At 41.0% G+C, this 23,907-nt stretch carries 25 protein-coding genes and 1 pseudogene; 3 read left to right on the top strand and 23 right to left on the bottom strand.

Features of this window, described 5'->3' with window-relative positions; translation table 11 throughout:
* Positions 1-17: 17 nt before the first annotated feature.
* Together M8E35_RS17530 and M8E35_RS17525 are read right to left on the bottom strand one after the other, a co-directional pair.
* Positions 18-332 (bottom strand): ArsR/SmtB family transcription factor, encoded by a 315-nt coding sequence (locus M8E35_RS17530; protein ID WP_252470677.1) that lies wholly within the window; start codon positions 330-332, stop codon positions 18-20.
* Positions 333-531: 199 nt separating this feature from the next.
* Complete coding sequence (locus M8E35_RS17525; RefSeq protein WP_252470676.1) at positions 532-867, bottom strand: GNAT family N-acetyltransferase; 336 nt, start codon at positions 865-867, stop codon at positions 532-534.
* A gap of 91 nt (positions 868-958) precedes the next feature.
* Between M8E35_RS17525 and M8E35_RS26990 the strand changes: the two are divergent.
* A pseudogene (locus tag M8E35_RS26990) lies at positions 959-1,182 on the top strand (catalase/peroxidase HPI); the annotation flags it as partial.
* 2 nt (positions 1,183-1,184) lie between these two features.
* On the opposite strand, the gene M8E35_RS17520 reads toward M8E35_RS26990, so the two are convergent.
* A complete protein-coding gene (locus tag M8E35_RS17520) occupies positions 1,185-1,868 on the bottom strand; it encodes a vitamin B12 dependent-methionine synthase activation domain-containing protein (protein WP_252470674.1) in 684 nt (227 codons plus the stop codon).
* Positions 1,869-2,167: 299 nt separating this feature from the next.
* Between M8E35_RS17520 and M8E35_RS17515 the strand changes: the two genes are divergently transcribed.
* Positions 2,168-2,929 (top strand): DUF3102 domain-containing protein, encoded by a 762-nt coding sequence (locus tag M8E35_RS17515; RefSeq protein WP_252470672.1) that lies wholly within the window; start codon positions 2,168-2,170, stop codon positions 2,927-2,929.
* A gap of 313 nt (positions 2,930-3,242) precedes the next feature.
* Here the strand turns inward: M8E35_RS17515 and M8E35_RS17510 are convergent, their stop codons facing one another.
* The 9 genes from M8E35_RS17510 to M8E35_RS17470 form a co-directional block, all read right to left on the bottom strand.
* The gene (locus tag M8E35_RS17510) at positions 3,243-3,644 is read right to left on the bottom strand and encodes a DUF6147 family protein (RefSeq protein WP_252470670.1); all 402 of its coding nucleotides are present in this window, start codon (positions 3,642-3,644) and stop codon (positions 3,243-3,245) included.
* A gap of 591 nt (positions 3,645-4,235) precedes the next feature.
* Entirely contained in the window at positions 4,236-6,239 is a 2,004-nt protein-coding gene (locus tag M8E35_RS17505) for a M56 family metallopeptidase (protein ID WP_252470668.1), read from the bottom strand.
* A 19-nt stretch (positions 6,240-6,258) separates the two neighbouring features.
* A complete protein-coding gene (locus tag M8E35_RS17500) occupies positions 6,259-6,627 on the bottom strand; it encodes a BlaI/MecI/CopY family transcriptional regulator (protein WP_252470666.1) in 369 nt (122 codons plus the stop codon).
* A gap of 276 nt (positions 6,628-6,903) precedes the next feature.
* Complete coding sequence (locus tag M8E35_RS17495) at positions 6,904-8,130, bottom strand: ABC transporter permease (RefSeq protein WP_252470664.1); 1,227 nt, start codon at positions 8,128-8,130, stop codon at positions 6,904-6,906.
* Positions 8,131-8,838, bottom strand: coding sequence for an ABC transporter ATP-binding protein (locus M8E35_RS17490; RefSeq protein WP_252470662.1), 708 nt, complete (start codon positions 8,836-8,838; stop codon positions 8,131-8,133).
* A gap of 98 nt (positions 8,839-8,936) precedes the next feature.
* Positions 8,937-10,463, bottom strand: coding sequence for a YcdB/YcdC domain-containing protein (locus M8E35_RS17485; RefSeq protein WP_252470660.1), 1,527 nt, complete (start codon positions 10,461-10,463; stop codon positions 8,937-8,939).
* A 25-nt stretch (positions 10,464-10,488) separates the two neighbouring features.
* A complete protein-coding gene (locus M8E35_RS17480; RefSeq protein ID WP_252470658.1) occupies positions 10,489-11,358 on the bottom strand; it encodes a PhzF family phenazine biosynthesis protein in 870 nt (289 codons plus the stop codon).
* Positions 11,359-11,853: 495 nt separating this feature from the next.
* Positions 11,854-13,713, bottom strand: coding sequence for a M56 family metallopeptidase (locus M8E35_RS17475; RefSeq protein ID WP_252470656.1), 1,860 nt, complete (start codon positions 13,711-13,713; stop codon positions 11,854-11,856).
* Positions 13,714-13,715: 2 nt separating this feature from the next.
* Positions 13,716-14,096, bottom strand: coding sequence for a BlaI/MecI/CopY family transcriptional regulator (locus M8E35_RS17470; RefSeq protein WP_373887460.1), 381 nt, complete (start codon positions 14,094-14,096; stop codon positions 13,716-13,718).
* Between the two features lie 333 nt (positions 14,097-14,429).
* Here M8E35_RS17470 and M8E35_RS17465 point away from each other — a divergent pair, with 333 nt between their 5' ends.
* Entirely contained in the window at positions 14,430-15,437 is a 1,008-nt protein-coding gene (locus M8E35_RS17465) for a M28 family peptidase (protein WP_252470652.1), read from the top strand.
* A gap of 53 nt (positions 15,438-15,490) precedes the next feature.
* On the opposite strand, the gene M8E35_RS17460 is transcribed toward M8E35_RS17465, so the two are convergent.
* The 11 genes from M8E35_RS17460 to M8E35_RS17415 all read right to left on the bottom strand — a co-directional run bounded on the left by M8E35_RS17460 (position 15,491) and on the right by M8E35_RS17415 (position 23,865).
* A complete protein-coding gene (locus M8E35_RS17460; RefSeq protein ID WP_252470650.1) occupies positions 15,491-16,279 on the bottom strand; it encodes a hypothetical protein in 789 nt (262 codons plus the stop codon).
* 188 nt (positions 16,280-16,467) lie between these two features.
* Positions 16,468-17,235: a DUF4367 domain-containing protein gene (locus M8E35_RS17455; protein WP_252470648.1), complete on the bottom strand. Its 768-nt coding sequence runs from the start codon at positions 17,233-17,235 to the stop codon at positions 16,468-16,470.
* A gap of 82 nt (positions 17,236-17,317) precedes the next feature.
* On the bottom strand, positions 17,318-17,800 hold the full coding sequence (locus M8E35_RS17450; protein ID WP_309446480.1) for an RNA polymerase sigma factor: 483 nt from the start codon (positions 17,798-17,800) through the stop codon (positions 17,318-17,320).
* 132 nt (positions 17,801-17,932) lie between these two features.
* Positions 17,933-18,817, bottom strand: coding sequence for a putative periplasmic lipoprotein (locus tag M8E35_RS17445; protein WP_252470646.1), 885 nt, complete (start codon positions 18,815-18,817; stop codon positions 17,933-17,935).
* Positions 18,818-18,979: 162 nt separating this feature from the next.
* A complete protein-coding gene (locus tag M8E35_RS17440) occupies positions 18,980-19,138 on the bottom strand; it encodes a hypothetical protein (protein ID WP_252470644.1) in 159 nt (52 codons plus the stop codon).
* 48 nt (positions 19,139-19,186) lie between these two features.
* The gene (locus tag M8E35_RS17435) at positions 19,187-20,206 is read right to left on the bottom strand and encodes a DUF5050 domain-containing protein (protein ID WP_252470642.1); all 1,020 of its coding nucleotides are present in this window, start codon (positions 20,204-20,206) and stop codon (positions 19,187-19,189) included.
* Between the two features lie 146 nt (positions 20,207-20,352).
* Positions 20,353-20,490, bottom strand: a complete 138-nt coding sequence (locus M8E35_RS17430; RefSeq protein ID WP_252470640.1) for a hypothetical protein — start codon at positions 20,488-20,490, stop codon at positions 20,353-20,355.
* 232 nt (positions 20,491-20,722) lie between these two features.
* Positions 20,723-21,079, bottom strand: coding sequence for a hypothetical protein (locus M8E35_RS17425; RefSeq protein WP_252470639.1), 357 nt, complete (start codon positions 21,077-21,079; stop codon positions 20,723-20,725).
* Entirely contained in the window at positions 21,025-21,429 is a 405-nt protein-coding gene (locus tag M8E35_RS17420) for a hypothetical protein (protein ID WP_252470637.1), read from the bottom strand. Before M8E35_RS17420 ends, M8E35_RS17425 begins: the two co-directional genes overlap by 55 nt.
* A 44-nt stretch (positions 21,430-21,473) precedes the next feature.
* On the bottom strand, positions 21,474-21,608 hold the full coding sequence (locus M8E35_RS26555) for a hypothetical protein (protein ID WP_289710895.1): 135 nt from the start codon (positions 21,606-21,608) through the stop codon (positions 21,474-21,476).
* Positions 21,609-21,861: 253 nt separating this feature from the next.
* Positions 21,862-23,865 (bottom strand): M56 family metallopeptidase, encoded by a 2,004-nt coding sequence (locus M8E35_RS17415; RefSeq protein WP_252470635.1) that lies wholly within the window; start codon positions 23,863-23,865, stop codon positions 21,862-21,864.
* Between the last annotated feature and the right edge of the window lie 42 nt (positions 23,866-23,907).

The following is a 23,907-nucleotide window of genomic DNA, read 5'->3' as shown; positions in this document are numbered from 1 at the left end:
ATGATCATCTCCCTGATTTATTTAGATAATGAAGTCTTTGTTTCCTCTATTTGACGAAGAATAATTGCTTCAACAAGGTCAATCATTTCGTAAACTTCCTTGTTTTTAATTGAGTATATAACCTTCGATCCGTCTTTTCTGCTTTCAACAATACCTTGATTTTTTAACACTGTAAGATGCTGAGAGGTATTGGATTGTTCAGAATCAAGATTAGGTAGTATATCACATACACACAGTTCACCATTTCTTAATAACTTCACTATTTGAATTCTCGTAGGATGAGCCAAAGCTTTGAATACATTTGATATAAGTTGGTTCCCCATATTTGACATTTTATCACCTCGTATAATTATTATATTAGCAATTCCTAATATAATAATTATACGAGGTGATTTTATTCTTGTCAATGAATAGAACTAACAAAAAACTCCCAGATTTATTCTGAGAGTTAAAAAAATCATAAAACCTTCAACCTGTGTGACTGTCAATAGTTAATGGCATTTTTTACACAATGATATTCACCCTTAATCATCATTCATCAAAAATCTTTTCCATAAAACAAACTGTGAATGGTAAATGCTCATATTTTGTTAAACCCGTCTCCTTGAAACCATACAGTATATACCAATTTTTCAAAAGCAAATTCTCATTAACAATACCAATGGAAACTTTCTTTGCTCCTTGAGCTTTTAGATATTTAAAAACAAAATCTAATATAGTTTTACCATACCCTTTATGCCTAAATCCTGGTAACACAGAAAGTCTTTCTATGTAGAAAATATTATCCTTAGCCTTTTTAAGTGCTACAAATCCAATTTGCCTGTCATCTTCAAACAAGCCAAATATTCTTATCCCATTATCTCTCATAATATGAAGCTTTTCCAGATTTGTAAAGGCAGGATTAGAGGGACAATTTTCCTCAGTAAAATTAAATTCTTTTGCGACAGTAATAAATGAAGAGGAACTTCTGCTTGATCGTGCACAATTGCTGACATTAACCGCTCCTAAAATGACGGTTCTGGTTGGCGGCATGCGCGTCATGAACGCCAATTACGGACAGTCTCAGCACGGTGTCTTCACTAAGAAACCAGAGACGCTTACAAATGACTTCTTCGTGAACCTCTCGACATGAACACAACCTGGAAGGCGACATCTGAAGATAAAAACCTGTCAAATAGACGTTATTATAATGCATACTTCTTAGTATATAGTTTTTCATCATAGGGAGCCTTTCTTCCAGGACAGGTTCCTCTAGGACATAGCATACAATTCTCATAGTTAGATTCTGTTGAAAAAAATATGCCTGATACTGATTTAATAGGTGTCATCAGAAAACTAGACTTAAGTTCCACCCCAATTAATTTCTCATGACCGTCAAAGAGTTGAAAAAGTTCCTTTTGTTGACTAATGGGCCACTCTTCTAAAGAACCTGGATTCATATTGGCCATTTTATCCAGTTCAAATTTATCCTTTAACTCCTTTGTAAGAGCAGTCCTTGCCGATCTCAACGCTAATTCCTTAATTGTATCCAGCCAAAACATTTCCAGCATATCTGGGAAGCCTTTTGACCAATTCTCTAATTCATGCCCACAGGTAGCAACATATGGGAACACCCTGTTAACGTTATCCAAATTGACTCTTAAGATACGACTGGAAAACTTTACACCATCAATAACAACCGTATCATCCTTTTTATCTTCTATGTATGATAACTTATATAGAACCTTAAGATTTGCATTTTTTTCGGCCTCATGGACAAGTTCTTCTATCCGTTTTTCATATTCAGTCCCTTTTTTGATACGCAATCTGTTAAGTAAATCTTCAAAGTCTAAGTCAAATGGAATATTTTTCATTACAATACAGTTCAAGTAACAGCCCCCCTATTTTTTGGTTTTTTCCACAACTACTCCAGATTACACTTCAATCCTTTATTTTGTTTGATTGGTTCCTTTTCTTTGCTTATCCCTATGTTTCAACCAATGTTTTAAATATTCAAAGTTCTTACTCTCAAGGATAATAATACCATATAATTAAAAGCAAAAGACTACCTCGTCAAGAGATAATCTTTGCTAGTTTAGCGATATTTCACCCTTCATGATTCCTGCACCTTCAAAAGCCCGGCCACATATTCTATCAATAGAGTTATCAATAAAGGACGGAAAAGGGCATGAATGATGTAATCATGGAACGTACACCCCTTGTGATCGCGACTGAAATTAATATGATTAAACACCACACCGAGAAAATCGTGCTTATCAACGCCGTCGAGATCGGCCGGCGCCTGACGGAAGCCAAGGCCTTGCTTAAGCATGGGGAATGGGGCAAGTGGCTGGAGGAATCCGTCAGTTACTCCCACAGCACCGCTACCAGACTAATGCAAATCTTCAGGGAGTACGGCCCCAAACTCCTCGTCTCCCCTGAGGGGGACAACAGCTCGAATTATGCAACGTTGCATAATTTGACCTACTCCCAAGCCCTAATCCTCTTAGGTGTCCCGGAAGAGGAGCGGGAGGAATTCGCCAAGAACAACGCTATTGAAAATATGTCCGCCCGGGAGCTGCAGCAGGCTGTCAGCGAAAAGAACCAGGCGATTGAGGACAGAGATCAGGCCCGCGCAGATAGGGATCAGGCCATTGAAGAGAAAGAAAGCCTTAAAAAAGAGCTGAACGGCAAAGACAGGGAAATCGCTCGCTTTACCGAACAGACCGAAGGCTTGGAGAAACAGGCAGACGAATACAAGCTGAGATACCATAACGAGCAGGATAAAGTCACCCAAAAGCAGCGGGAGCTGGACAAGATCAAAGAAGATGTCCCCTCCGCCAAGAAAATCACCTCAAAGCGGCACAAGCCAAAACCTCCAGTATATCCTACGACGCCCAATTCTCCATTCACCGTGAAAACATCCGCAAGGCCTGCGATGAGCTTCTGAAGACCCTCAGCGCCTTAGCCAGAATAGATCCGGAAAAGAAGGAAATGAACAGGGCAGCAGCCCATGAAATGCTTCAGAATATGGCTAATATGCTGGAAGAGTGGCCCCCAGCAGTCAAGACAAATCTAAAGATTAATCTGAGCAATTAACAGAATTCCTTGACCTCTGCCAAAAACTTTGCGCAGGGCGGCTCGCCGGTAATAAGGCCGGCGGGCACAGGCCCTGCACAGATATAAAGGAAAAAACGCAAGAGAGCATTGTCAGAATGCTCTCTTGCGTTTTCGTGATTTCAAAATAACGGCAACGGCTATGGCTATGGCATGTATACTCCCGATGTATAAGTCCAGGCAGTCTCCTTAAAAGACCCATCATAAGCATAGTGTTCAGTCGCAACCCTGTAAGTATATCCCGGAGATACTGTGTAGCCGACCATTGTAGTAAATAAATTTGTATTATAATCTTCTCGACTTATAGTGTCTAACGTAACCCATGATCCATTATTGTCGTATTGAAGATGAAATTTCACACCAACAATGTCAGTGACCTTATAAGTCAATGTTTCACCGTAGATGCTAACCTGATTGTTCCCGGCATTTTGAATACTGCTGTACCCGCCCTGAATAAGCTGTAATGCTTCAATGCCACTTCCTCCATCGATGGGGTTTGATACAGATGATTCTGGGGACGCAAGTACGGGGCTGGATCCAAACAACATTACGGCAACGAATAGAAATGTTAGAGCTAGTTATTTCATGATTTTCATCCTCCTAGTAATAATTTTTTTTCCTTATTACTTAGACAATTAAGGAGGGGGATTTTCTTCATTAAATCCAGAAAAATTCCAAATAAATTATTTTAAAATAGTCAGTCGTTCAAAATCAACTCTGCGCTAAAGTTGTATCGTTTGCTTTTTCGTTCCTTTTCAGTGCATATTGCCCCCTTCCCCTATATTTGTAATGATTGAGGTTAAAGTAACAAATTATCTAAAAGGCCCTGATACTAAATAGCTAATGTAGTTGGTTCTTCACTCTATAATGAAAACTACATCCTGTATGTAATGAATATTATGGGTTATAGAACCACCATCTACTTCCTGTCCGTCGATTTTGACGTACCAAGCAGGATAAATCAGGCTTTCAAACTGCTCTGAACCAGTTATATGCATTGCGGATGGTCCTATATTATAATGAACAACTTTATCAGTATTCGGAATTGTTGCCGTATATTGTTTCGCTGTATAGTAAACCCACAATGACAACGGACCGTAGCAGGTAATTCACAGTTGCTCCCAATTCATGTCTCATTATTACAGCTTTGAATAAGCTTGTAAAATTGATGCTGCCGCTTTCTCTACTTCAGATTCCTGCACAGTCGAATAAATCATACATTCCAAACCATTCTCAGGGATTGTAAACTTAGCAGCTGGCAAATTATCATTGTGGGTTTTACGCAGTTTAACTTCAGTTCCGTCAATTTGTTTCATATCAAAATCAGAGTCTGGTGTTAACACCGGAGTCTGTTCTCCGAACGTCTGGTCTCCTTTACCTATCTCTACATCTAAAAATGATGCTCCTGCTGTAGTATAGGACATTGTAAAGACTTCTGACTTCTTGACCCCTTCGATACTTATTCTGGAGGATGCGACTTGGAACTTATGCCCCGGCGGAACGACGATATCTCCCGGTTGAAGTGTTTTAAAACTTAACCCATCAGAAGCCGTAGGACCGGTTTTATCGATAAAAAAGTTTGTAGGAGGGCTATTCACTGGAACAACTATACTTTCGCAGATTTTCTTCAAATCATTAAGCGAAATACCTCCATCATGTCGGGCGCCGACCGTGTACTCAATACCATTCTTTATGAATTGAATAGCATTGCCATATTCGCTCTCATATAGTGTTGCTGGCACATCACCAATTTTGATTTGAGTTTTTGTTCCTTGATCTATACCAGCAAAATAGAGAGGATGCATCCCTTTTGGGCTTGTTGTCTCGTAGATCCTAAATTTAAACTCCTCGCTGCTGCCATAACTGGCTAAGTAACGACTATCATTATTGCTTGGAGGGGTAATTTCCTTATATGCCGTCGAATCTGTAAGCTGGTACCCTGCTGTGTAACTTGGAAGTAAGGGGGTGAAAGAGAGGGACTTGTTATAATCAAAACTTTCATCCATTACAGCAGATAACTGATTAGACTGGGACGTTTGTTTCGGTGTGCTTGCTCCCGCTGCAGGAGTAGCGTTTGATATTGAGTTAGTAAAACCTACTAAGCCTAAACTAATGATTATAACGATCGCAGTCCAAGTCCATTTCAAAGTGGGTTTCTGAAAAAACTTGATCATTTTAATTCTCCTCCTAATTTGCTGATTGTTTTTGTTCCCAAAGAAACCGGTTGTTCCTGGGAGCCATGAAGATTGAGCAGGGGTTACTAAACTGATGATGGATAAACCATAGCTCTGATACTCCTCAGGCTTTAAAAAACTTAAGCTATCGGCATCACAAGCTAACTCGCAGTCTTCACGCATTTTCGCAAAAGAGTACCAAATTAAGGGATTAAACCAATGAACTATCTGTGCGGCAACGGCCAGCCAATTAATAAGTATATCGTTCCTTTTATAATGAGCTAGTTCATGGATAAAAATATGTCGGATATTTTCTTCCCTTAGCCTATTGACTAGGGATTTAGGAAGAAGAAGTTTGGGACTAACTATTCCGTAAAGACAAGGTGCTTCTATACGATTCGTGATTATGATCGGAAGGTTTTTTCTAATACCCAGTATACGGCTGCACTCTTGCATGAGGTTGGACATCCTTGCGTTTGTTACAGAAGGTTCTCGTCTTACTTTGAAATAGAATCTAAGGTTTGCAGCAATGGTCAGAATAGCTAAAATTAAAACCCCGACTAACCATATAATTGCTAATATGTAGATGTAGACATTAGACAAATCCTCAGCAATAGGTTCTTCCGATTTAGTATTGCTTTGTTTGTTGAGAATAGATTGATCATTCGTTAACTGGATCTCTTTCCCTGATAGATCGATTTGAGTATCGTTATCAGTCATCCAAATATTTGCTTGATTGACCATCAGACTTGGTATCGAATTGTTAGGTAATAAGCTGTAAATACTCCACGGACTTTGAATATCGTAAGGTATTAGTAAGCGAATGATCAGCAGCATCCAGATAGCATATTGCCACTTGGCAGCTAGTTTATTTCGCAGTGCATAGTTTACCAGCAAAATTAAGACTGCCAAAACACTAGCCATAAGAGAGGATTTAATAACCCAATTGAAGACCAACTCTAATTCCATAAAATCACCCCCGTCCGGATTACTTATCTTCTAAGAGTTTCTTAAGCTCTTCTATTTCTTCTGTCGATAGTTCTTTGTTCTCGATAAAGTTTTTAACGAGTAGATTAAGAGAACCGTTATAAACACGACCTAAAAATGACCTCGCTTCTTCTTTGGCACATTCGTTTTCAGAAACTAAAGGATAATATGAGTATCCTCGGCTTCCAACCTCATAGGATAAAGCTTTTTTAGTAACCAATCGACTAAGTAATGTTTTAATCGTTTTTGGTTTCCAGTCAGTTATCCCCTTCAATTCATTAATGACATCGCTGGAACCGAGAGGAGACTCCTTCCATAGTACTTTCATTACCAGCCATTCAGCATCGGATATTTGGGGAATACTTTGCATTTCCTTCACCTGCCTACATTCGTAATCCTGTTGATAATTCCAGCTTACATTTGTAAGCGATTTTTGTCAACTATTTCCTCAAAAAATGCCCCGTTATTGATTCGATCAAAATGAATGCTATCTCTGTACCTCTACCCCAGTCAGGAGATGCCACATCCTCTGAATTCCACCTAGATCTAATGCTGACAAAACAAAATCCCAGGCCGTTAAAGCCTAGGACTAATTTATGATATAAAAGGTAACCAATGGGTTCTGCTCCGCATTTTAGATGCGCTTTTAAGACTTTAATGAAATTTTTCTGGCAATATAATAGCCTGTAATAACTGTGATAGGCACCATCACTAGCCCCCCCAACCATGAGTGTGTCTTAGCTGCTACCACAACACCGAGAATAAGTTGCCCCGGCAAAGCCATAAGAAATATAGCTTTGCTCATCGCCGCAATCTTCGATTCTGGGAGCCAGGGGAATAAACTAACATAGGGGTCCTTAATAACCTCTTGCCAAAACAACCAAACGATGTTGGATATCATGATTGAAAAAACAAACCAGAGAAGCCATCCATAATCCGGGGGAAAGACTAATATAGCTAAAATACTTACCCCAACCATTTTAAGATAAAACTCAACATCTTTCTGATTACGCAACTCATATTTAAGACACATTTCCACCAAACCGTTCACAGGGTTGCGTTTTTTAAAGAGCAAATTAGAGTTTCTGAATAATAAGGGGCGTTTTCTGGAGAATCTTGGCCTTTTTACATAGGTTCCGGCATTCTGTAGCATGTACTTAGCTAGTCTGAGTCTAGCAGTTTGCTCCCTGGCAACATCTTCAAAGAAAATCCCCTTTAATTTAGCTCGTTTATCTAAGAGCTTACTTAAGATGATCAAGAGTACTAAGATAGACAGATAAAACAGACCGCTGCGACTCACCAAAAGAGCCACACTTTGCCTCACATACACACCCATTACTAAAAAAATGATCAGTATCACCATGCGCTTAGCCCAACCCTTGAAACGAAGTTCGATGAGTTGTTTACCAAGACCCATACAGTTCTTAAGGAGAAAGACTAAAACGGTTAGCCATACGACACTTATCAAAGAAAAACCGTAATGCAATAATAAAAGTGGCGCCAGAATAGTCAGCAACAATAAGGTTACCACAAGGTTATAGACAACAGCATACACTAAACTATACTTAATAATCCGGCTAATCCACACTTTGCGCTGTAAGAGGAAGAGCTGATCCGCACCCTCCACGAAAATACGTATTGTACCTGACCAAGCGAAGATGACAATAATTGCTGACAGAGCATTGAGGGGAATATAGTCCAGCCACCCAGGGACCGTCCTCCACCAGGAAAGATAATAATAAATGAAGCCAGCCGAAAAAGGGATGACAATATAAAGTGCTACAATCCAATCTACGGCAGTTCTCCATACTTGATACTGATAGTTCCAGTCTGAAATAATTCGCTGAAAAAATAGCCTAGTCACGGTAATCATTTAGCTATTCTCCAGGAGTTTATCAAAACATTCCAATAGAGAGCTCTTAGGTGACTGGCATTGTTCCCTGATTTCTTCAAGATCTCCCCGAGCTATAACTCCCCCAGCGTTCATTAATACAAAAGAACTACAGATTCGTTCCGCAGTATCCAATATATGTGTACACATCAATACTCCTGCTCCCTTGGCTCTAGCCTGGTTTAAATAAGCCAGGAAGTCCTTCGTACCCCTAGGATCCAGCCCCACAAAAGGCTCGTCCACCACAAAAACTGAGGGCTCTAGTAAAAAACTCACAATAAGCATGACCTTTTGCTGCATGCCCTTAGAAAAGCTAGCCGGTAGATGATGCTTGACTTCCGTAAGTCGGAAGAGTTTGAGAAGTTCCTCAGCCCTTGGTACAAATACTTTTCGCTCGATTTCATAGGCAGCGGCAGCTAGTTCTAAATGTTCCCAAAGTGTTAACCCATCATATAATATGGGCTGTTCTGGGATATAGGCAAAGTTTTTCCTCGTCCCGGCGAATTCCACCTTACCCTCCATCACCGGCAGCAACCCCATGATCGCCTTAATCGTAGTGCTTTTCCCAGCTCCGTTAGGACCAATCAGTCCTACGAGTTCCCCCTGTTTCAGAGATAAGGTCACATTTTTGATGACCTCTTTGTTATCAGAATAACCTGCGTGTTTAATATCTACGGTAAGTAATTCCATCGATTCATCCTCATTTGTTTTCGAATTTCATCCACTTGTAAAGAACAATATTTTTGATACAGATCAGATAATTACCGGTTGACTGTGGATATAGTCACTTATCTCCTCTCCCAAATAAGCTCACCATTGCAGGCATCGATATATCTTAAGCCTGGATTACAGCCAGCATCCAAGGAAAATTCGTTTCGACGAGTCGTTATAGGCTCATAGAGCAACCGATAAACCGGCAGATCCTCGTCCTCCAAGTCTTTAAACCATCTAAGTCGGAATCTGACATACTCACTGTATAGGCCAAACGCCTTTTCCGCTGTCAGAGTCGGATAGAGGAAATTCCGCTCTTCCAGCTCACGAAGCATTTCATAAGAGACTCCCATATAGACGCAGATTTTCCCGGTTGAAGTGCTGACACTAACCATGACCCGTTCATGATTAACAGGGATATTGCCGATGTAGACAGGCAGGTAGAAAAACTCACGCTCACGCGGCTGCCTGTCCATATCCTCCTGATCGACTTCGATTTGAAGGTAAGAAGTGTAGTCTGGGAATACCTGTTGTAAGAACTGTTCCGCCTTCTCCCAACACTGCTCCCGAGTTAGTGACGGTGCTGCTTCTTTCTTCCGTTGACTCCGGTGGAACCCCACCAGGCGTCCCGTGGACTTCTCGACTTGAATCATAAACGAGGCTTCCAGATTCCGTAGTGAATCGCCCCATTTTCGTTTCATATAAGCATCCACTGAAAGTGCTTCAGATTCCGGATCCTCGGCTACTTCCGCTCTGAACTTATACAACCTTTTGATCCTCTCACCGTCATCCTTCGACTTCTCAAGCACGTATAACTCTGGGTCGATACCAAGCTCTATCTCCAAGGTCGCGCTGTCTTTAATCGTTGGCTCATCGCTTATATCAGACTCCATATGAGTAATTGGAAGACTGGAGGGCATCACATAATGTTTAATTCCAAACAGATCAACACCTGTAATGGCGTCTATTAATCGATGGCCAGGAATCGGTTCATAGACAAGCCGATATTCAGGCTCTGTTCCCTCCATTTCATACATGGACGGATATAATGCAACAATCGTCAGCTCCATTCGCATATCTTTCAACACTTGCTGCCTCACGGTCTCCACATCAACGATGATGCCAGGCCATTCTGGTTTAGGAGCAGCTTTTCGTCTGGATTTTTCCAATTGATAGCGGATGACGTTCAACCCACTGTCCAGTGTCATTCTGCAGCCCGTATCGGGAAGGGGTAGTCCTCCCACTTCCTCCCTATAGGTGATAAATTGCAAGTTACCTTTTTCTTCGCTATTTACCCAAGTGAATGCGTCATAATCAGGGGTATGGTTCGCTAAAAAAGCGTCCGTGATCGCCCTCACTTCCTCTGCCGAGCAGTCTTGGTCAACCAAATCTTTGGCTTCCATATCGATATTCAGGTTGATCAACTGCCCGGTTTCAATATCCAGAATAATTTCAATTTGGCAGTCATCTTTGCCTGGATCCTCCCAAATGAATGACCGTTCTTGCTCATCCCGTGTATTGTCTTCCATTGCTAGCCGATAATGCTCCGGAATCTGAACAATTGCTTTTGCTGTTGTTCTGAGCTCTCCATAGTCAAATGACATAATTCACCTCCACAATTGGTGTTTTTTATAGTTCAACTTCTATTCTCGATAAGTTCAGAGCTTTTCCACCCACTTTGACCTCATATATTTCATTGTTTTCCACGCTTAAAGAAACCATAATCTCCGATGGCATGTTCATAGAGTATCCTTGCTCAAAAACCATGTTTTTTACGTGTTCGTGCTTAAGCTGATCATATTTAAGCAAATAACAAGCCAATGCACCGTTTGACGTCCCAGTAGCTGACTCTTCAGGAATACCATAAAGAGGAGCCAAGTTGCGACAATGTGCATTTGAATCATAGAGCGAATCAAGAGCAAACAAGTGATAACCAATTGTGTTGTACTTTTTGCTGATTTCTGAAACCTTTTCAAAATCGGGCTTTATGCCATTCAATACTTCCATACTTCTGATCGGGACTATGATATCTCTGAGCCCTGTCGATACAATCTGTGCAGGCAATTTTTCATTCATGTCATCTACAGAAATATTTAAAGAATCTGCTATTTCTTGTTTTTCTACCGCCTCATAAAAACTAGGCTTCGTCTGATTCATCATGATTGATGAGTCCGCCATAACCTCAACATTCAAAACACCTGCTTTTGTTTCCTGCGTATAATTTCCACGTTTAATATAGTCCTCACTTAATAATGTTGAAAAAGCCGCTATTGTAGCATGCCCACATAAATCAACTTCTTCAGTCGGTGTGAAAAAACGCACTCTATAGTCTGCAATATCAGACTTCATGACAAAAGCGGTCTCGCTTAATCCAAGGATGCCAGCTATCTTTTTCATATCATTTTCTGATAATGAATTTACATTTATCACAACGCCTGCCGGGTTTCCACCTTCCACTGTTTTAGCAAATGCATTTATTTTATAAGCCTTTACTTTCATATGAATTCCTCCAAATCAATTTAAATATAGCTGCTTTTTCTCATCACACAGCTTGATTTTTTTGATTAATTTGGGAAACAGACTGTCATTCGTGTATCTGAAAATACCCAGCAGGAGGTAATCCTGCGTGATGTCCAGTGCCTCACATAATTTAAGCAATGTTTCAATGCTGACTTCCCCTGAACTTCTTTCTCCTTGTCATTTATATAAATAATGTGAAATTGAAAAGGCCTAAAAACAGTGTTCTGAAACCAAAATAAATCCTTAGAGAAGTTCCGGCAGCAGGTCAAATTCGTCGGCGCTGACGAATTTGACCTTAAGGCAAGCCAATTCCATGAGTACCTAATTTAGACTACACGTAGAAGTAGCACGAATCCATGAGGGTTCTGCTCAATATTTCGCACGAACTTATCAGCCTGCTCCTTGAATTCCTTCTCTTCAAGTGAGGGGCTATTATCGTACCCAACCAAGCTCTCAGAAATATCCTGGTTATGATTAGAATGAACCAATAACTGTTTTACCATCTGCAGCATACAGCGGAATTGCTCTTTTTTCAAATTTACCCATTTCTTGCATTGCTATCGCTTCCTCAGGTGTTTTAGGCTGTGGCCCACCCATGAGATCCTCATAATATACGTAACCTGAGGTACCATCCTTTCCGGCACTAATTAGCTCCGGCTGTGGGTTGCCAATAATACTGGAAGCAAAAGCGGAACCATATGTCTGTCCATTCTTATTGGTCTGGTAAAGAGGAGCGAGGGCAGAGTTTTGGCTAAATTCCGTCTTCCATTCCCCGTTTTTCAACCAATTATATAACGGCCCTGATTCTAAATAGCTAACGTAGTTGGTTCTTGTCTCGATCATGACGACTACGTCCTGTATGTAATTTATATTATGGGTTATGGAGCCATCATCGACTTCCTGTCCGTCGATTTTGACGTACCAAGCAGGATAAATCAGGGTTTCAAACTGCTCTGAACCAGTTATATGCAGTGCGGCTGGTCCGATATTGTAATGAACGACATTATCAACATAATCAGTATTCGGAACTTTTGTCGTATATGGTTTGACAGTCTTTAACCAAGACGACACTTGAGCTGAGACTGCATTTTGACTATTGGGACTCCAGAAACTACCTGACGGCGAATCATCATTGATACTGATCGATTGTCTTGAGGCTGGCAAACTGTTTGACGCTTGAAGATTGGTTTGTTCTCCGGCTGTTTGCTTGGCCGATGCGGGCAGCGATAAATGAATGTTCTCTGTTGCAGGAAGCATTTTAGCATTAGCGAAGGTCACAAAGCCGGTTAAAATTACAATTGCAACAATAACTACCGTAAAAGTTAAAGAGCTTTGGCGCAAATTGCTGATGCTGATAAGTCTCCGCTTAATTAGCGATTTTGAGCCGGAAAGGCCCGCAAGGTTTGCCATTCTCGGGGACCCGCCATAGCTTTCCAGCAATTTTATAAGGGTATCCGCATAGTCCTTAGAGCTATTTGCTCCGAAGTATTTTACAGTCATTGCATCACAAGCAATTTCCTGGTCTTCTCGCAATTTAGTAAAGGCGTACCAAATAATGGGGTTAAACCAGTGTAGAATTAATAGCACCTGCACCAGGCAGTTTACAATGATATCCCTGTGCCTCAAATGCAATAACTCATGAACAAAAACATGCTTAAGCTGTTCCGAGTTAAAATGGTTTAGAAGGGATACCGGCAATAATAATCTCGGTTTAAACAACCCAAACAGAGATGGAGTTCTTACGGCCTGGGTTAACGTTAAAGGAATATCTCTCTTTATGTTTAGTTTTTCTTTTACGCCTTCTAATCCAGCCAGTAAATACCAATTATTAATGGTTTGACCTTTAATAGAGCGTGAAAATCTTATATTCACAACAATTGTGGAAATAATCAAGGCAAAAATACCCATAATCCAGAATAGGAACAAACACTGATGGGTTAAGGGAGCGGCAGCTATGGACCGCAGGCTTATTCGGTTCTGTGGTTCTGATTCACCAAATGCATAATCAAGGTTATTGTCCTCAGTAGCATTGGGTTTAGAGAGGATTGTACTATTTTGGCCAAAGTTTTGATCAAGATTAGGACTCATCGTTCCTGCAATGGAGTTTTGTGTTGAAAGTCCGACTAAATTGTATATGCTGAACGAACTTGGCGGTGTCCAAGGTAATAGTAAACCCACAATGACAACAGACCATAGCAGGTAATTCACGGTTGCCCCCAGCTTATTTCTAAATAGGTATTTTACGAGCAACAAAAAGATGATGAAGACACTAACTTTGGCTGAAGTCCAAACAATCCAATCGAAGAAAGGAACTAAACTAAAGACATGGGACATCTTTACCACTTCCTTTCTTCAAGGATACGTTTAAGCTCTTCGATTTCTTCCTGGGAAAGTTTTTCCTCCTGCAGGAAGGTAACCAACATTGGCTTTATTGCTCCCCCAAAAACTCGTTTGACAAAGGATTTAGTCTCCGACCTGATGCACTTATTTTCAGTTATCAGCGGATAATACCAATATATTCTACGTTCTTCTCTAAACCCCAAAGCACCTTTTTTCGCCAATCTTGTGATGAGTGTTTTTATAGTGTTCGGTTTCCAATCTGAAAAATTCCCTAGAGCATCAACGATTTCATTGGCAGTACATGGAACGGCCTTGGACCAAACTATTTTCATTACTTCCCACTCAGCCTCTGAAATCTTAGGTATTTCCGACATGATTTCACCTCATTAAAATTACATTTGTAGTTATTATTACATATGTAAGTCTATTTATCAATGATCTTTTATAATCAAACCCTCCCCACAGAATGACCGGAAACAACCCTTGTATTAATAAATATTTCGATAAATTATGTTGCGAAAGCTCGTCCGAGTTGTCTTCTCTAATATAACAGGAACTCAGTACACATCTGTTTTAATGATAGGATATGAGCGAGAAGAAACCCATGAATAATTAGAGCCTAAAAAAAGTTCTATTTACACTAACGATATTTTTGCTATTACTCATGATCATATTTCACGTACTTATATTTACGATAGGGGGAAAATCTATTGTATAAAACCAAGGGAAACAGTAAACCAAATCTTCTACGATTTATCCTATTATTAGGAGTAATTTCCTTCATGCTTATCGGGTGTGACCATCCTAAGAAAAATTACGAGCCCACACCAACTCCTGATACAGTCACTTTGGGTAAGACATCTCATATGAGTCCAGATGATATAAATTCTTTGTCTACAGATGAAAACAAAATGATGACTACTATCGAAAAGATCTGTGTGACACCACGCCCAATTGGATCAAACGAAGAAAAAGCGGTATATAGAAATTTAAAGTTAGAGTTGGAATCATACGGCTATAATACTGAAGTTCAAGAATTTCCATACATATTGCAAACCCTCAAGCTCAAGAATACTCCTTTTCAAACCGGAAATTTTTTTGACTTTACGATTGGCGAACCAGAGGGAACAAGTCAAAACTTAATAGCAATAAAAAAACCTGCTGCCCCAGATAGTCAAGACATTATAATTGTAAGCGCCCACTATGATACAACCATCCATAGCACGGGTGCCATAGATAACGCATCAGGTGTCGCAGTATTAATGGAAATAGCAAGACAAATCGCAAATTATTCTATTCAAAGAGAGGTGCGTTTTATATTATTCTCTGGAGAAGAGAACTACTTGTATGGCTCTCGATACTATGTAAGTAAGTTGACAGATAATGAACGCCAACATATAATAGCTAACCTGAATTTAGATTGCATCGGCGAAGAGGGCACTAATGAAGCCATTTTAGGAACTAGCAACGGCAGGGAGAATGAAGTTTCTAAGTTATTCGCAAATTATGATATAGAAATTCAAAAAGGGCCTATGAGCGATTTTTTTTCGTTTGAGAAAGTAGGTATTCCTGCCCTAACCATTACTCAATATCCAACTATGGATGAGAACGGAAAAGATTTGCCGGACGAGATTTCCCGGATAAATAAAACAAAATTAAAGGTAGTAGCAGATACTGTCGCAAAGGTGCTTTTGGTCCAGCTTACAACTGACCAATAAACATAAAAGCATTATGCCTTCCTTAAAAAAGGTTCGCTTAGACGGGCCTTGCCTCATTTTTTTCTTTCTTCCCAAACGCCAATGCTGATCACGTGATTGTCTGCGTTGATAATAATTTTATCAGCGATCTCCAGCATTTCTTGCTTGGTAAAATCGGTGGTATTCAACTGATAGATGGCAAGATCGGTTAAGTTAGGCGTTTCTGTTAGAGTTAAGTTGACACGATCGATGCTATCGGTTGCCGCAGCAAGATCATAGATTTTGCTTTCTTGCTCGTTTCCATTGGTCCCGTCCAGCACCGTAAAATAGGCATTGTCATTGCCGGTAAGCTCCCTATTCTTCCACACGTAAAGCTCCGCTCTCTCTGCTGGTCGGGGATTTTGGAAGTCAATCAACGAAACTCCGCCCATCCCGTGACCGGAATTCGCTATCAGCAACGGCTTGCTTTCATTCTCCCTGATTAACGTAAATCCTATATACTTGTTCTCCCCACTGCTATTAGGAACCCTGGTACCATCATACTGAACATTGATATAGGCATCGATTAAGGCGATATTTTCTTTTTTCAGTCCCATTTTGACGGCGTCTTCATCCCCTAGGATATTTTTAAGATGCTGCTCATTGTAAACTTCTTTGACACTATTGACGGAAAAGCTGACGACGCCAAAATTATTTTTCAGATCATCCAAATGCAGCTTTACGACTTCAACAGCTGATTTATTATCAATATATGCACTGTTATCTGTGTTTTCAGTCCAAATCAGACTTACAGCCATAATCACAATCAAAACGATACCCAAAACCAGTTTATTTTGCCTCCAAGTATCACTTAACTTCATCATCTCAATCCCCCTCCAGCACAATGACGATTTTATAGGTCAAGTTCAAACCAGCCCGCATTTTGCCTAATTATTTTGCTGTCCAAATCTTATCTCTTTGATCAATGGTGCCTGCTCATGAAGCAGTTTGTCATCAGTTTTTTATTAATCGGCAGGGAGCTATTGAAAGAAGGTTCCTGAACTGTATTTTTTTATTCTATATATTTCACTCCTTCAGCTATCTTTACAGCAATCTCTTCCCTCGTTTGAGTCTGTATGATAAACATATAATTATCCATTTCCCAGACAATTGTAACCATAGAGTTTTTTACGATAAGCGTTCCCTCGTGCCCGTTGATACTGATTGGTTTAAATACAGAAGCATTTTCCGTATCCACTGCAGGATTATTGCCTTCACTTAATTCCATATAAGTGATAAGCGAATCCTTGTCCTGGTTTTCAAAAACGATTTTTTTGAAGAGTTCGCTGTTGGCTATGTTACTGATCTGATATCCATCAGGTATATAGGTAGGAACATAAGTCTTTGTCCAGTCTACAACCGGGCTTCCGCCGCCCAAACTACTCCCGCTCTCCTTTAATTGAAACGACGTGTATTTCGGCTGAATGTCCAATAATAAATTCAGCACTCTGACTCTCAAAGCCTGTACACTTGCCACGGCGGTTAAAGAAAGTACCATCACCACAAATATAATCACCGCGGATCGGTTAATGACCTTTAAAATGTGCCCCTTTTCAATATTCGCTCTCCTCTTTCTAAAATGAGCCTCCAGTTGTTGGTTGAATCGTTGGAAAGCCTCCTCAGAAGGTAACGACTCAGGGCCATTTTTTAAGGTTTCTTTTTCTTCCAGAAACAGCTTGCCTTCGTTTTGCCCAGCATCATGCATAACCAGCCTGAACAAACTGTCTTCATATTCCTCATAAAGCTTCTTACGGATTTGCTGGGGGCTGTTGTAAGCCATGGTTATTAGCCATCTCCTTATCCATAAGTTTTTTAGCGTTTCTGCGTGCTCTGGTCAAATACTCTCGGACGCTGGCCTGAGGCTATTCCCAGAACTTCCGCCAGTTGCGCATTATCCATCTCCAGAAAGTACTTGAAATACAACAGCTCTTTCTGCTTCTGGGAAGTCTTAAGATGATATTTCCCATCTCTTTTATTTCGTCCTGATGAATTATTCTCTCTTCTATGGTCTCTTCAAGGACGACAAGCGCTTCCCTCAGGTCTTTTTCTCCACCATAATATACATGCTTGTTCGCTACATCTCTGTGTTTAATGAAATTGATTGCCACACTTCTACTAGTATAGACAACATAAGCAGCGGTTTTGCAACTCTCAAAGGTACGAAGTAAAGAGATTTTTGCGAGGAGTTTGAGAAAAGTATCGTTTACCAGGTCTTCGATATTCTCCGCATCATGGGTTATATTGTAAACGATCTTCCTTACGAGACCATAATAGTCCTTATACAAATTAAGCATAAAAACTTTATCGCTATCGTCTGCTAAGGTGGCTATAATCATCATTACCATTTATCGCTCCTTGATCATTAATCTATATTTAGTGATTTTTTTCTTAAAGTGCAAAGCCACTACTGCAGGCGCTCGGTGAAGACACTATTTGCTATAACCATTAACCATCATCAGCACTATTTCCTATTCATGTTAGGCATTATTGATAGCAGAAATCATTAACTGAGGCTTCCTACCCGTAGGGATCACCTCGTTTATCCAGATATTGTACATTCCCTCACCAAACATTATCCCTTGTGAATTTGCAAATAAATACTTTGTGAAAGCATTGCTAACTACTTGCTTAAACTCAGGGTAAAAAATTTGATCATAATTTTGAATGAAATCATCGTTGTTATGTAGTTTAGTGACTTCCCCGTCAACCTTAACATATATGGGATATACTATCTGTTCGGCCAGCTTAGCCTTATTGCCGCTAAGGATATAGCCTTGGATCACATTTAGAAATTCCTCTACCTCTTGGTCGTTTTCAGTTACCCCATATCTTTTGCCATATTCAACTCCAGGGAGGATACTCTTAAGTGCTAATGCAAATGGGTAGCTCTTTTTACCGTCTGGACTGGTCCAGGTTCCTGCAATTCTATCAACCGTTTCCATCGTTCCTTGAAAGATACCTGTATTTTTACCCGTGTCATCGTATTCGAAGAGGATCATAATATTTTCCCCTGCTTTTCCTTTCAGTTCAATTTCTTTTCTCTGTTTCTCATAAAAATATGATCCGACTATATCGTTTTCTAAGGGGTAAATGCTCATTTGAACTGGAATGTTATTGTTTATATTCCCTTGATAATCATAATAGCCCTTGTCAAATTTGCTTTGAGAAGTCTCGATATCTCTAAGTAAACTGGAATATGTATTAGAGTTACTTGCCGATTGAGATTGTTGATTATTTTCTGAAGTATTGATTCCGTCAGGATTATTGGTCTGTACAGAGACATCATTTTCACTCTTACTAGTACTTGAGCAACCTGTCAATACCATGACAAAACAAACCATACTGATGATTAATTTTTTCATATTTGACCACACTCTCTATTCCATTTCTCTTTTTATCCGTGTCCATTGCCAAAAGTTTAAAGGCGATATCATAGAAATTACAAAAGAAGTCGTTCTATGATACCGTCTTTCACTTTCTTAGAACATTTTAGCTATTCGCATAATGACATAACGAGTAGGTCATTACTGCTTTTGGATAAAATAATCTACAGATCTCCATCTCCAACCGACTAACGTCTCTGCTTTTTTCTCCTCGGCAGCCCCGGCAATGGGTATTCGCGATAACCAAATCTGACCGGAATTATAACCGGCTCCCGTTAGATATAAATATTCCCTGGTCACGTTAAATCTCTGTATATGCATTTCATCAAAGATACTGTTTATTTTAGATTAGTCTTCACCCAAATTTCCTTTCGGTCCCCGCAAATTAAAAATGAGGCGTTTGTCTTTCCCTTCCAAGTCAACAGAAATATACATATGCGGATCATGTTCATTTCCTTCCACTAAATAGATGCGATCAGCATAAATAATAAATTCACTTATAGAATTGTTAGACGTATAGACTTGTTCTTTATTTTCCCCTTCCAGGTTTGTGCGCCAGATCGCATTGTCCTGATAGTAATAAATGTGATTCTTATACGGCTGAATATCAGTATCCGGCCAATTGGGCGTTGCCGTGAGAAGTTCCTTTTTTTCTCCGTCCGGAGACAGCTTCCAAATCTGAGTAGACATGTTTCTTTGCTGTGGGTTGCCCAACCTTGCCACGGCAAGAATGAAATCACCCCGCGCCGCAAGGAAATCCAAATCCGAATCTGGGAATTCGGCGATTTTCTGGGGAGGGTTCTTAATATCCGTCAAATCCATATAATAGAGACTGTCTTCGGCTCCCTTCCAAAAATAAGCCCAATGATCATAGATTGAATATCTGCCAGCCGACGGAGCGACAACCTCTTCTTTCGCCTCCCGAGCTTTGGTGTTGATCCGGCACAATCCCTTACCGCTGCTAAGATAATAGACAAAATCCCCCGATACTTGAGGCAATACGATAGAACTCTCATTAGTAACCAGTGTTTTGGCAAGTGTATCGTCTAGTTCCTGACTATAAAGTCCAGTGGATTCATCACTACTCCCGGCTATATAATATATAAAATAATGCGTGTTCCCTTTCTCTGCCACCATACTATTACGAATCACAAGATTACCCAATATATTGCCTTGCAGGTTCTCAACATTTTCTTGAGCGACCGGAATTGTATTGCCGCGAATATTATCATGCGGTTTTTGTCCGTTTTCCTCGGTGACTGGGAATTTCGTGCAGCCAACTCCCAAGATTATGCTTAAAGTCAGCACCATGCCAATAATACCAGTCTGTATTTTTGGGGATTGCTTTTGATGCTTGTTTTCTCCCATAGTCTTCTCCTTGTTTATTTCTTACTTTGCATCAGGATTTGGATATTTTATTTCCGGTTTAATTCCAACGTGTAACTATCGTGATCAGAATATCCTAACGTTTGACTTGGGCAGTCCATTGAGGATGCCGGATGATTCTAATCAGTTCACTCCCCTATTTCAGCATCAGTCAATTCATCGATCTTCATTATTTTCCAAATTCCATCTTCTTTTGCCAAAGAAAACTCGGTAATAAAGACCGAACCCGAATTGCCCTCGTTACGCACAATTTTTTCCTGTCCCATTATATCTGCCGTGGCCGTGTCGCCGTCACGGTGAAGATGGGATCATTGAAAGAAACGGAATAATCTCTTATTCCAAAAGGACTCCACACCTGGAAATCGTGCCGCCAGTCGTTAACCTCGTCCCCGTCTTGGCCCGTTGGTAAGAGGTAGCCGTATTTCTGCGACAAAACGGCAAGGTCATTGCTCTTCAGGGCATCGCCAAAGGTCATGTAATATTCCTTAACAACAGCCATTATTTGATTGTCAGTGCTGTTGGCACCAGGTTTATTTGAATGGTCAAGTTTAATATTAAGCACTGCATCTTCCTGCCTGATCCCCAGCCTATTATTTTAAGGGCAGCGCCATCCACCGATCGGCCGGCTGAATCCAAAACACGGTAGTTCAAAACCCAGGTTCCCTTGTCTTTGCCTTGGGTGAAAGACTTCAGGTCAACGCTGTAGCTGTGAACCGGCAATTTCCGATTGATATCCAGCTTATCCTTTACCCCGTCTAAAGGAATGATTTCTTTCAGATTGTAAGAAGCATAAATATCCGTTAATTTAACTTGGAGCGTATTGGCCGATATGCCGTCAAAATAAGCCCTGCCCACGTTTTCCCATCCCGGGATACTCTGTACGACGGACCGAAACCATAGGTCTCCGACAGGTGAGGCTCCAGATTCCGACCATTTTCGGACAGGAACAGAATCTGAGGATAGCTTCTATGGTAATAACCCGATTGCCAGCCATGCTCGATTCCGTCATAGTCCCCCAGAGTGTCGCCGGTAAGATCCTGCAGCGTAATATAAATTTCTGCCGTATTGTCATGAATATTCGCGGTAACAACCTCCATGCGGATTCCATTATCCTTGCAAGCCTTCTGTACCGGTACGAAGAACTGTGCTGCCTCAGGAGATACCAAATACATCAATTGGTAAATGGCAGGTAAGTTTGAAGCCATTACAGGCGCAGCCAAAACCAAGCACAAGGCAAAAGCAACTGCAATTACAATAGGCCTGCGATAAAGAGGTTTGGTTTTTCCCGTTTTTTGGTGTTCTGGACTGACATCAGGGTGTTGCTAATAAGACCCTGGTCAACCGAAATCTGTTCATTCATACTGTTATATGTTTTTTCCAGCATTACAATTCTCCTTCCATCATTTCAGATAACTTCCAGGGTGGATGAACAATACAAAAAAACAGGCGTCGAATACTGCTTAAGCGTTCGACGGCTGTTCGTCGTTTTAGCGTCAATTATATTATCTTCATTCGCCGTAGAGCTGGTCGATCGTCCATCTCCGCAGAATTACCGGCCTTTTGCCGCCGCGGTAATCGCTGAGGGTGATCAGTTTTATATCCTCGGGGACCGCCCTTTTGTAACGGATAATGAAAGCTCAGTTTTTGGTCCATTCATTCTGATCAAATAGCACCTTCCCGTTTTTATCGCTGATGATCACATTGGTCAATTTTCTTGCTTCCTGCCTGAGCAATTCCGCCTTTTCCTGCGGTAAGGGAATAATGAAGGCCTTCTGATTATCGACCGGCGTCGTTGTTGTTATGTTGTTGGCGTAATAGCACGTTATCCTATCAGCATCTTTTAAAAGATTACTGTCATTAATAATCACTCTGGCATACATAATGCGGCCATACTGAGAACTGCCGCCGCTTACACCGATGGACACGGGCACAATATCTGAATTGTCGTCTCCGCTGCCTCCGCCATGATGAATGATGTTTCCATCTTGATCGGCAGTCAGACGCCTCGTTTCTATCAGGGTGCTTATGTTTTCCGGAACAATATTTTTTTCCTGGTCACTTTTATCCTCACGTTTGACTTTATCGAGCACGACAGTAAAATTGCCGATGTTTTGAACCGCCAGCGGCGATATCTTGTTCTCCGCCAAATATTGGTTAAGCTGGGCCTCCGTAAGCGGGGAATATACCTTGTCTCCAATTTCATCAATGACCTTGGACATCTTTTGGCCTGGAGCGCTGTCGGTTTTAATAATGGCCCATCCCTGTTTATAAGCGATCGTGTATAAATGATTGGTACCGTCGGCCTTTTTTTGCAGAATGTAGCCGCTCTGGCCGTCCTGTTTTAAATAGGCGCTCGGTTTGATATCCCCGTAATCCAGAGTTCTTCTAACCTGGGACAAAACGCCCAGCAGAGTTGAATCAGACTGTTCTTCCTGTTGATCGTACAGTGGTTGTTCATCGACTTTTTTCAGATCCGCCAAAGATAACTGGAATGAACCGGCAATATCCTTGTCCACATCCAGCATGTGCGATTCGTATGCTTTCAAGGCTGCATCTGCCGTATCCTCACCGTTCATTGTTTGAGCGTTGGTCAGCAAAACGGCACCTAAGACAAGGATCAGCGCTACAGATAAAACCGACCATTTATAGGATCCCTTGCCGAATAAGGAAATCATGGTTATCCTCCTTTGTATTTGGGACTTGCGCCCAAGCAGGCCGACAGTACCATAAGCGTTTTTGCGGGAGCAGTTCTCCAGCAGTTTAATGATAACCCGTCCGTAGTCGCCGGAATGGTTGGCTCCTATTTTGGATAAAACGTAGGCGTCGCATGCTATTTCACTGTCCTGACGCCAGCGAGAAAATGCAACCCACAGCACGGGATTGAACCAGTGAATAATCTGCATGATGCTTATTAAAAAATAGACAGCCGTATCTTTTCGTTTGAGATGAGCCAGTTCGTGGAGTATGACATACTCGAGTTCAGCATACGTCAGCTGAGTTCCGATTCCCGCAGGCATCAGCAATTTGGGGTGGATTAAGCAGCAAACTGATGGTGATTTGCGGTTATCCGTTTCGAGGATAACCAGGCTACCCGACAAGCCCAGCCTGCATTGACAGGAGGCGCAAAGTGCTAAGATTTTTTCGTCCGCGCAAGGCCGGTAATTTTTCAGTTCGCGTATAAACTTTCTTTCTTTCACCAGGGTCAAAAAACCAAATCCCGCTATTCCCGCCAACCAGACGGCACAGAAGAGCAGTAAGTAAAAATCATGCGTATTCGTGCTGTTTGGCGAACCGGAACTGTCCGGCAGAGTGGTTCCGATGACCCCGTTATGTAAATCAGGCTGATTACCGCCGTTATTTTGCGCTGATCCAGAATTGTCAATAAGATTAATCTGCTGTTCAGACATCGTATAATTGGGTGCGCTGGAAAAAAAGCCCCAAAGATTAAAGACGCTGAAAGGAGTCTCCGGCGCATAGGGTACCAGCAAGCGGATCATGACCAAAAACCAGACCCAGGAGTGCCACTTTACATTTAATTTATTGCCCAACAGCAGCTTGAGCAAGATGATCACGATCGTCAGAATGCCGGCCATGACAGAAACGTTAAGCACCCATTGAAAAACCGGGAGCAAGAAACTCATGAAAAATCCGTCCCCTCCCTACTTTGTTTTTTACTTTGCTTT

The sequence above is a fragment of the Desulfosporosinus nitroreducens genome, assembly GCF_023897015.1.
GTDB lineage: Bacteria > Bacillota > Desulfitobacteriia > Desulfitobacteriales > Desulfitobacteriaceae > Desulfosporosinus > Desulfosporosinus nitroreducens.
This window is presented reverse-complemented; position numbering and strand designations above follow the sequence as displayed.

Bases quoted from the DNA above. Each gene is read 5' to 3' on its own strand.
- M8E35_RS17500 (WP_252470666.1), bottom strand. From the start codon at position 6,627: ATGCAAAGTATTCCCCAAATATCCGATGCTGAATGGCTGGTAATGAAA.
- M8E35_RS17445 (WP_252470646.1), bottom strand. From the start codon at position 18,817: ATGAAAAAATTAATCATCAGTATGGTTTGTTTTGTCATGGTATTGACA.
- M8E35_RS17490 (WP_252470662.1), bottom strand. From the start codon at position 8,838: ATGGAATTACTTACCGTAGATATTAAACACGCAGGTTATTCTGATAAC.
- M8E35_RS17475 (WP_252470656.1), bottom strand. From the start codon at position 13,713: ATGTCCCATGTCTTTAGTTTAGTTCCTTTCTTCGATTGGATTGTTTGG.
- M8E35_RS17455 (WP_252470648.1), bottom strand. From the start codon at position 17,235: ATGGCTTACAACAGCCCCCAGCAAATCCGTAAGAAGCTTTATGAGGAA.
- M8E35_RS17495 (WP_252470664.1), bottom strand. From the start codon at position 8,130: ATGATTACCGTGACTAGGCTATTTTTTCAGCGAATTATTTCAGACTGG.
- M8E35_RS17515 (WP_252470672.1), top strand. From the start codon at position 2,168: ATGAATGATGTAATCATGGAACGTACACCCCTTGTGATCGCGACTGAA.
- M8E35_RS17480 (WP_252470658.1), bottom strand. From the start codon at position 11,358: ATGAAAGTAAAGGCTTATAAAATAAATGCATTTGCTAAAACAGTGGAA.
- M8E35_RS17450 (WP_309446480.1), bottom strand. From the start codon at position 17,800: ATGGTAATGATGATTATAGCCACCTTAGCAGACGATAGCGATAAAGTT.
- M8E35_RS17460 (WP_252470650.1), bottom strand. From the start codon at position 16,279: ATGATGAAGTTAAGTGATACTTGGAGGCAAAATAAACTGGTTTTGGGT.
- M8E35_RS17435 (WP_252470642.1), bottom strand. From the start codon at position 20,206: ATGGGAGAAAACAAGCATCAAAAGCAATCCCCAAAAATACAGACTGGT.
- M8E35_RS17505 (WP_252470668.1), bottom strand. From the start codon at position 6,239: ATGGAATTAGAGTTGGTCTTCAATTGGGTTATTAAATCCTCTCTTATG.
- M8E35_RS17510 (WP_252470670.1), bottom strand. From the start codon at position 3,644: ATGTTGTTTGGATCCAGCCCCGTACTTGCGTCCCCAGAATCATCTGTA.
- M8E35_RS17485 (WP_252470660.1), bottom strand. From the start codon at position 10,463: ATGTCATTTGACTATGGAGAGCTCAGAACAACAGCAAAAGCAATTGTT.
- M8E35_RS17420 (WP_252470637.1), bottom strand. From the start codon at position 21,429: ATGGCTTCAAACTTACCTGCCATTTACCAATTGATGTATTTGGTATCT.
- M8E35_RS17415 (WP_252470635.1), bottom strand. From the start codon at position 23,865: ATGAGTTTCTTGCTCCCGGTTTTTCAATGGGTGCTTAACGTTTCTGTC.
- M8E35_RS26555 (WP_289710895.1), bottom strand. From the start codon at position 21,608: ATGCTGGAAAAAACATATAACAGTATGAATGAACAGATTTCGGTTGAC.
- M8E35_RS17530 (WP_252470677.1), bottom strand. From the start codon at position 332: ATGTCAAATATGGGGAACCAACTTATATCAAATGTATTCAAAGCTTTG.
- M8E35_RS17525 (WP_252470676.1), bottom strand. From the start codon at position 867: ATGAGAGATAATGGGATAAGAATATTTGGCTTGTTTGAAGATGACAGG.
- M8E35_RS17430 (WP_252470640.1), bottom strand. From the start codon at position 20,490: ATGGGACAGGAAAAAATTGTGCGTAACGAGGGCAATTCGGGTTCGGTC.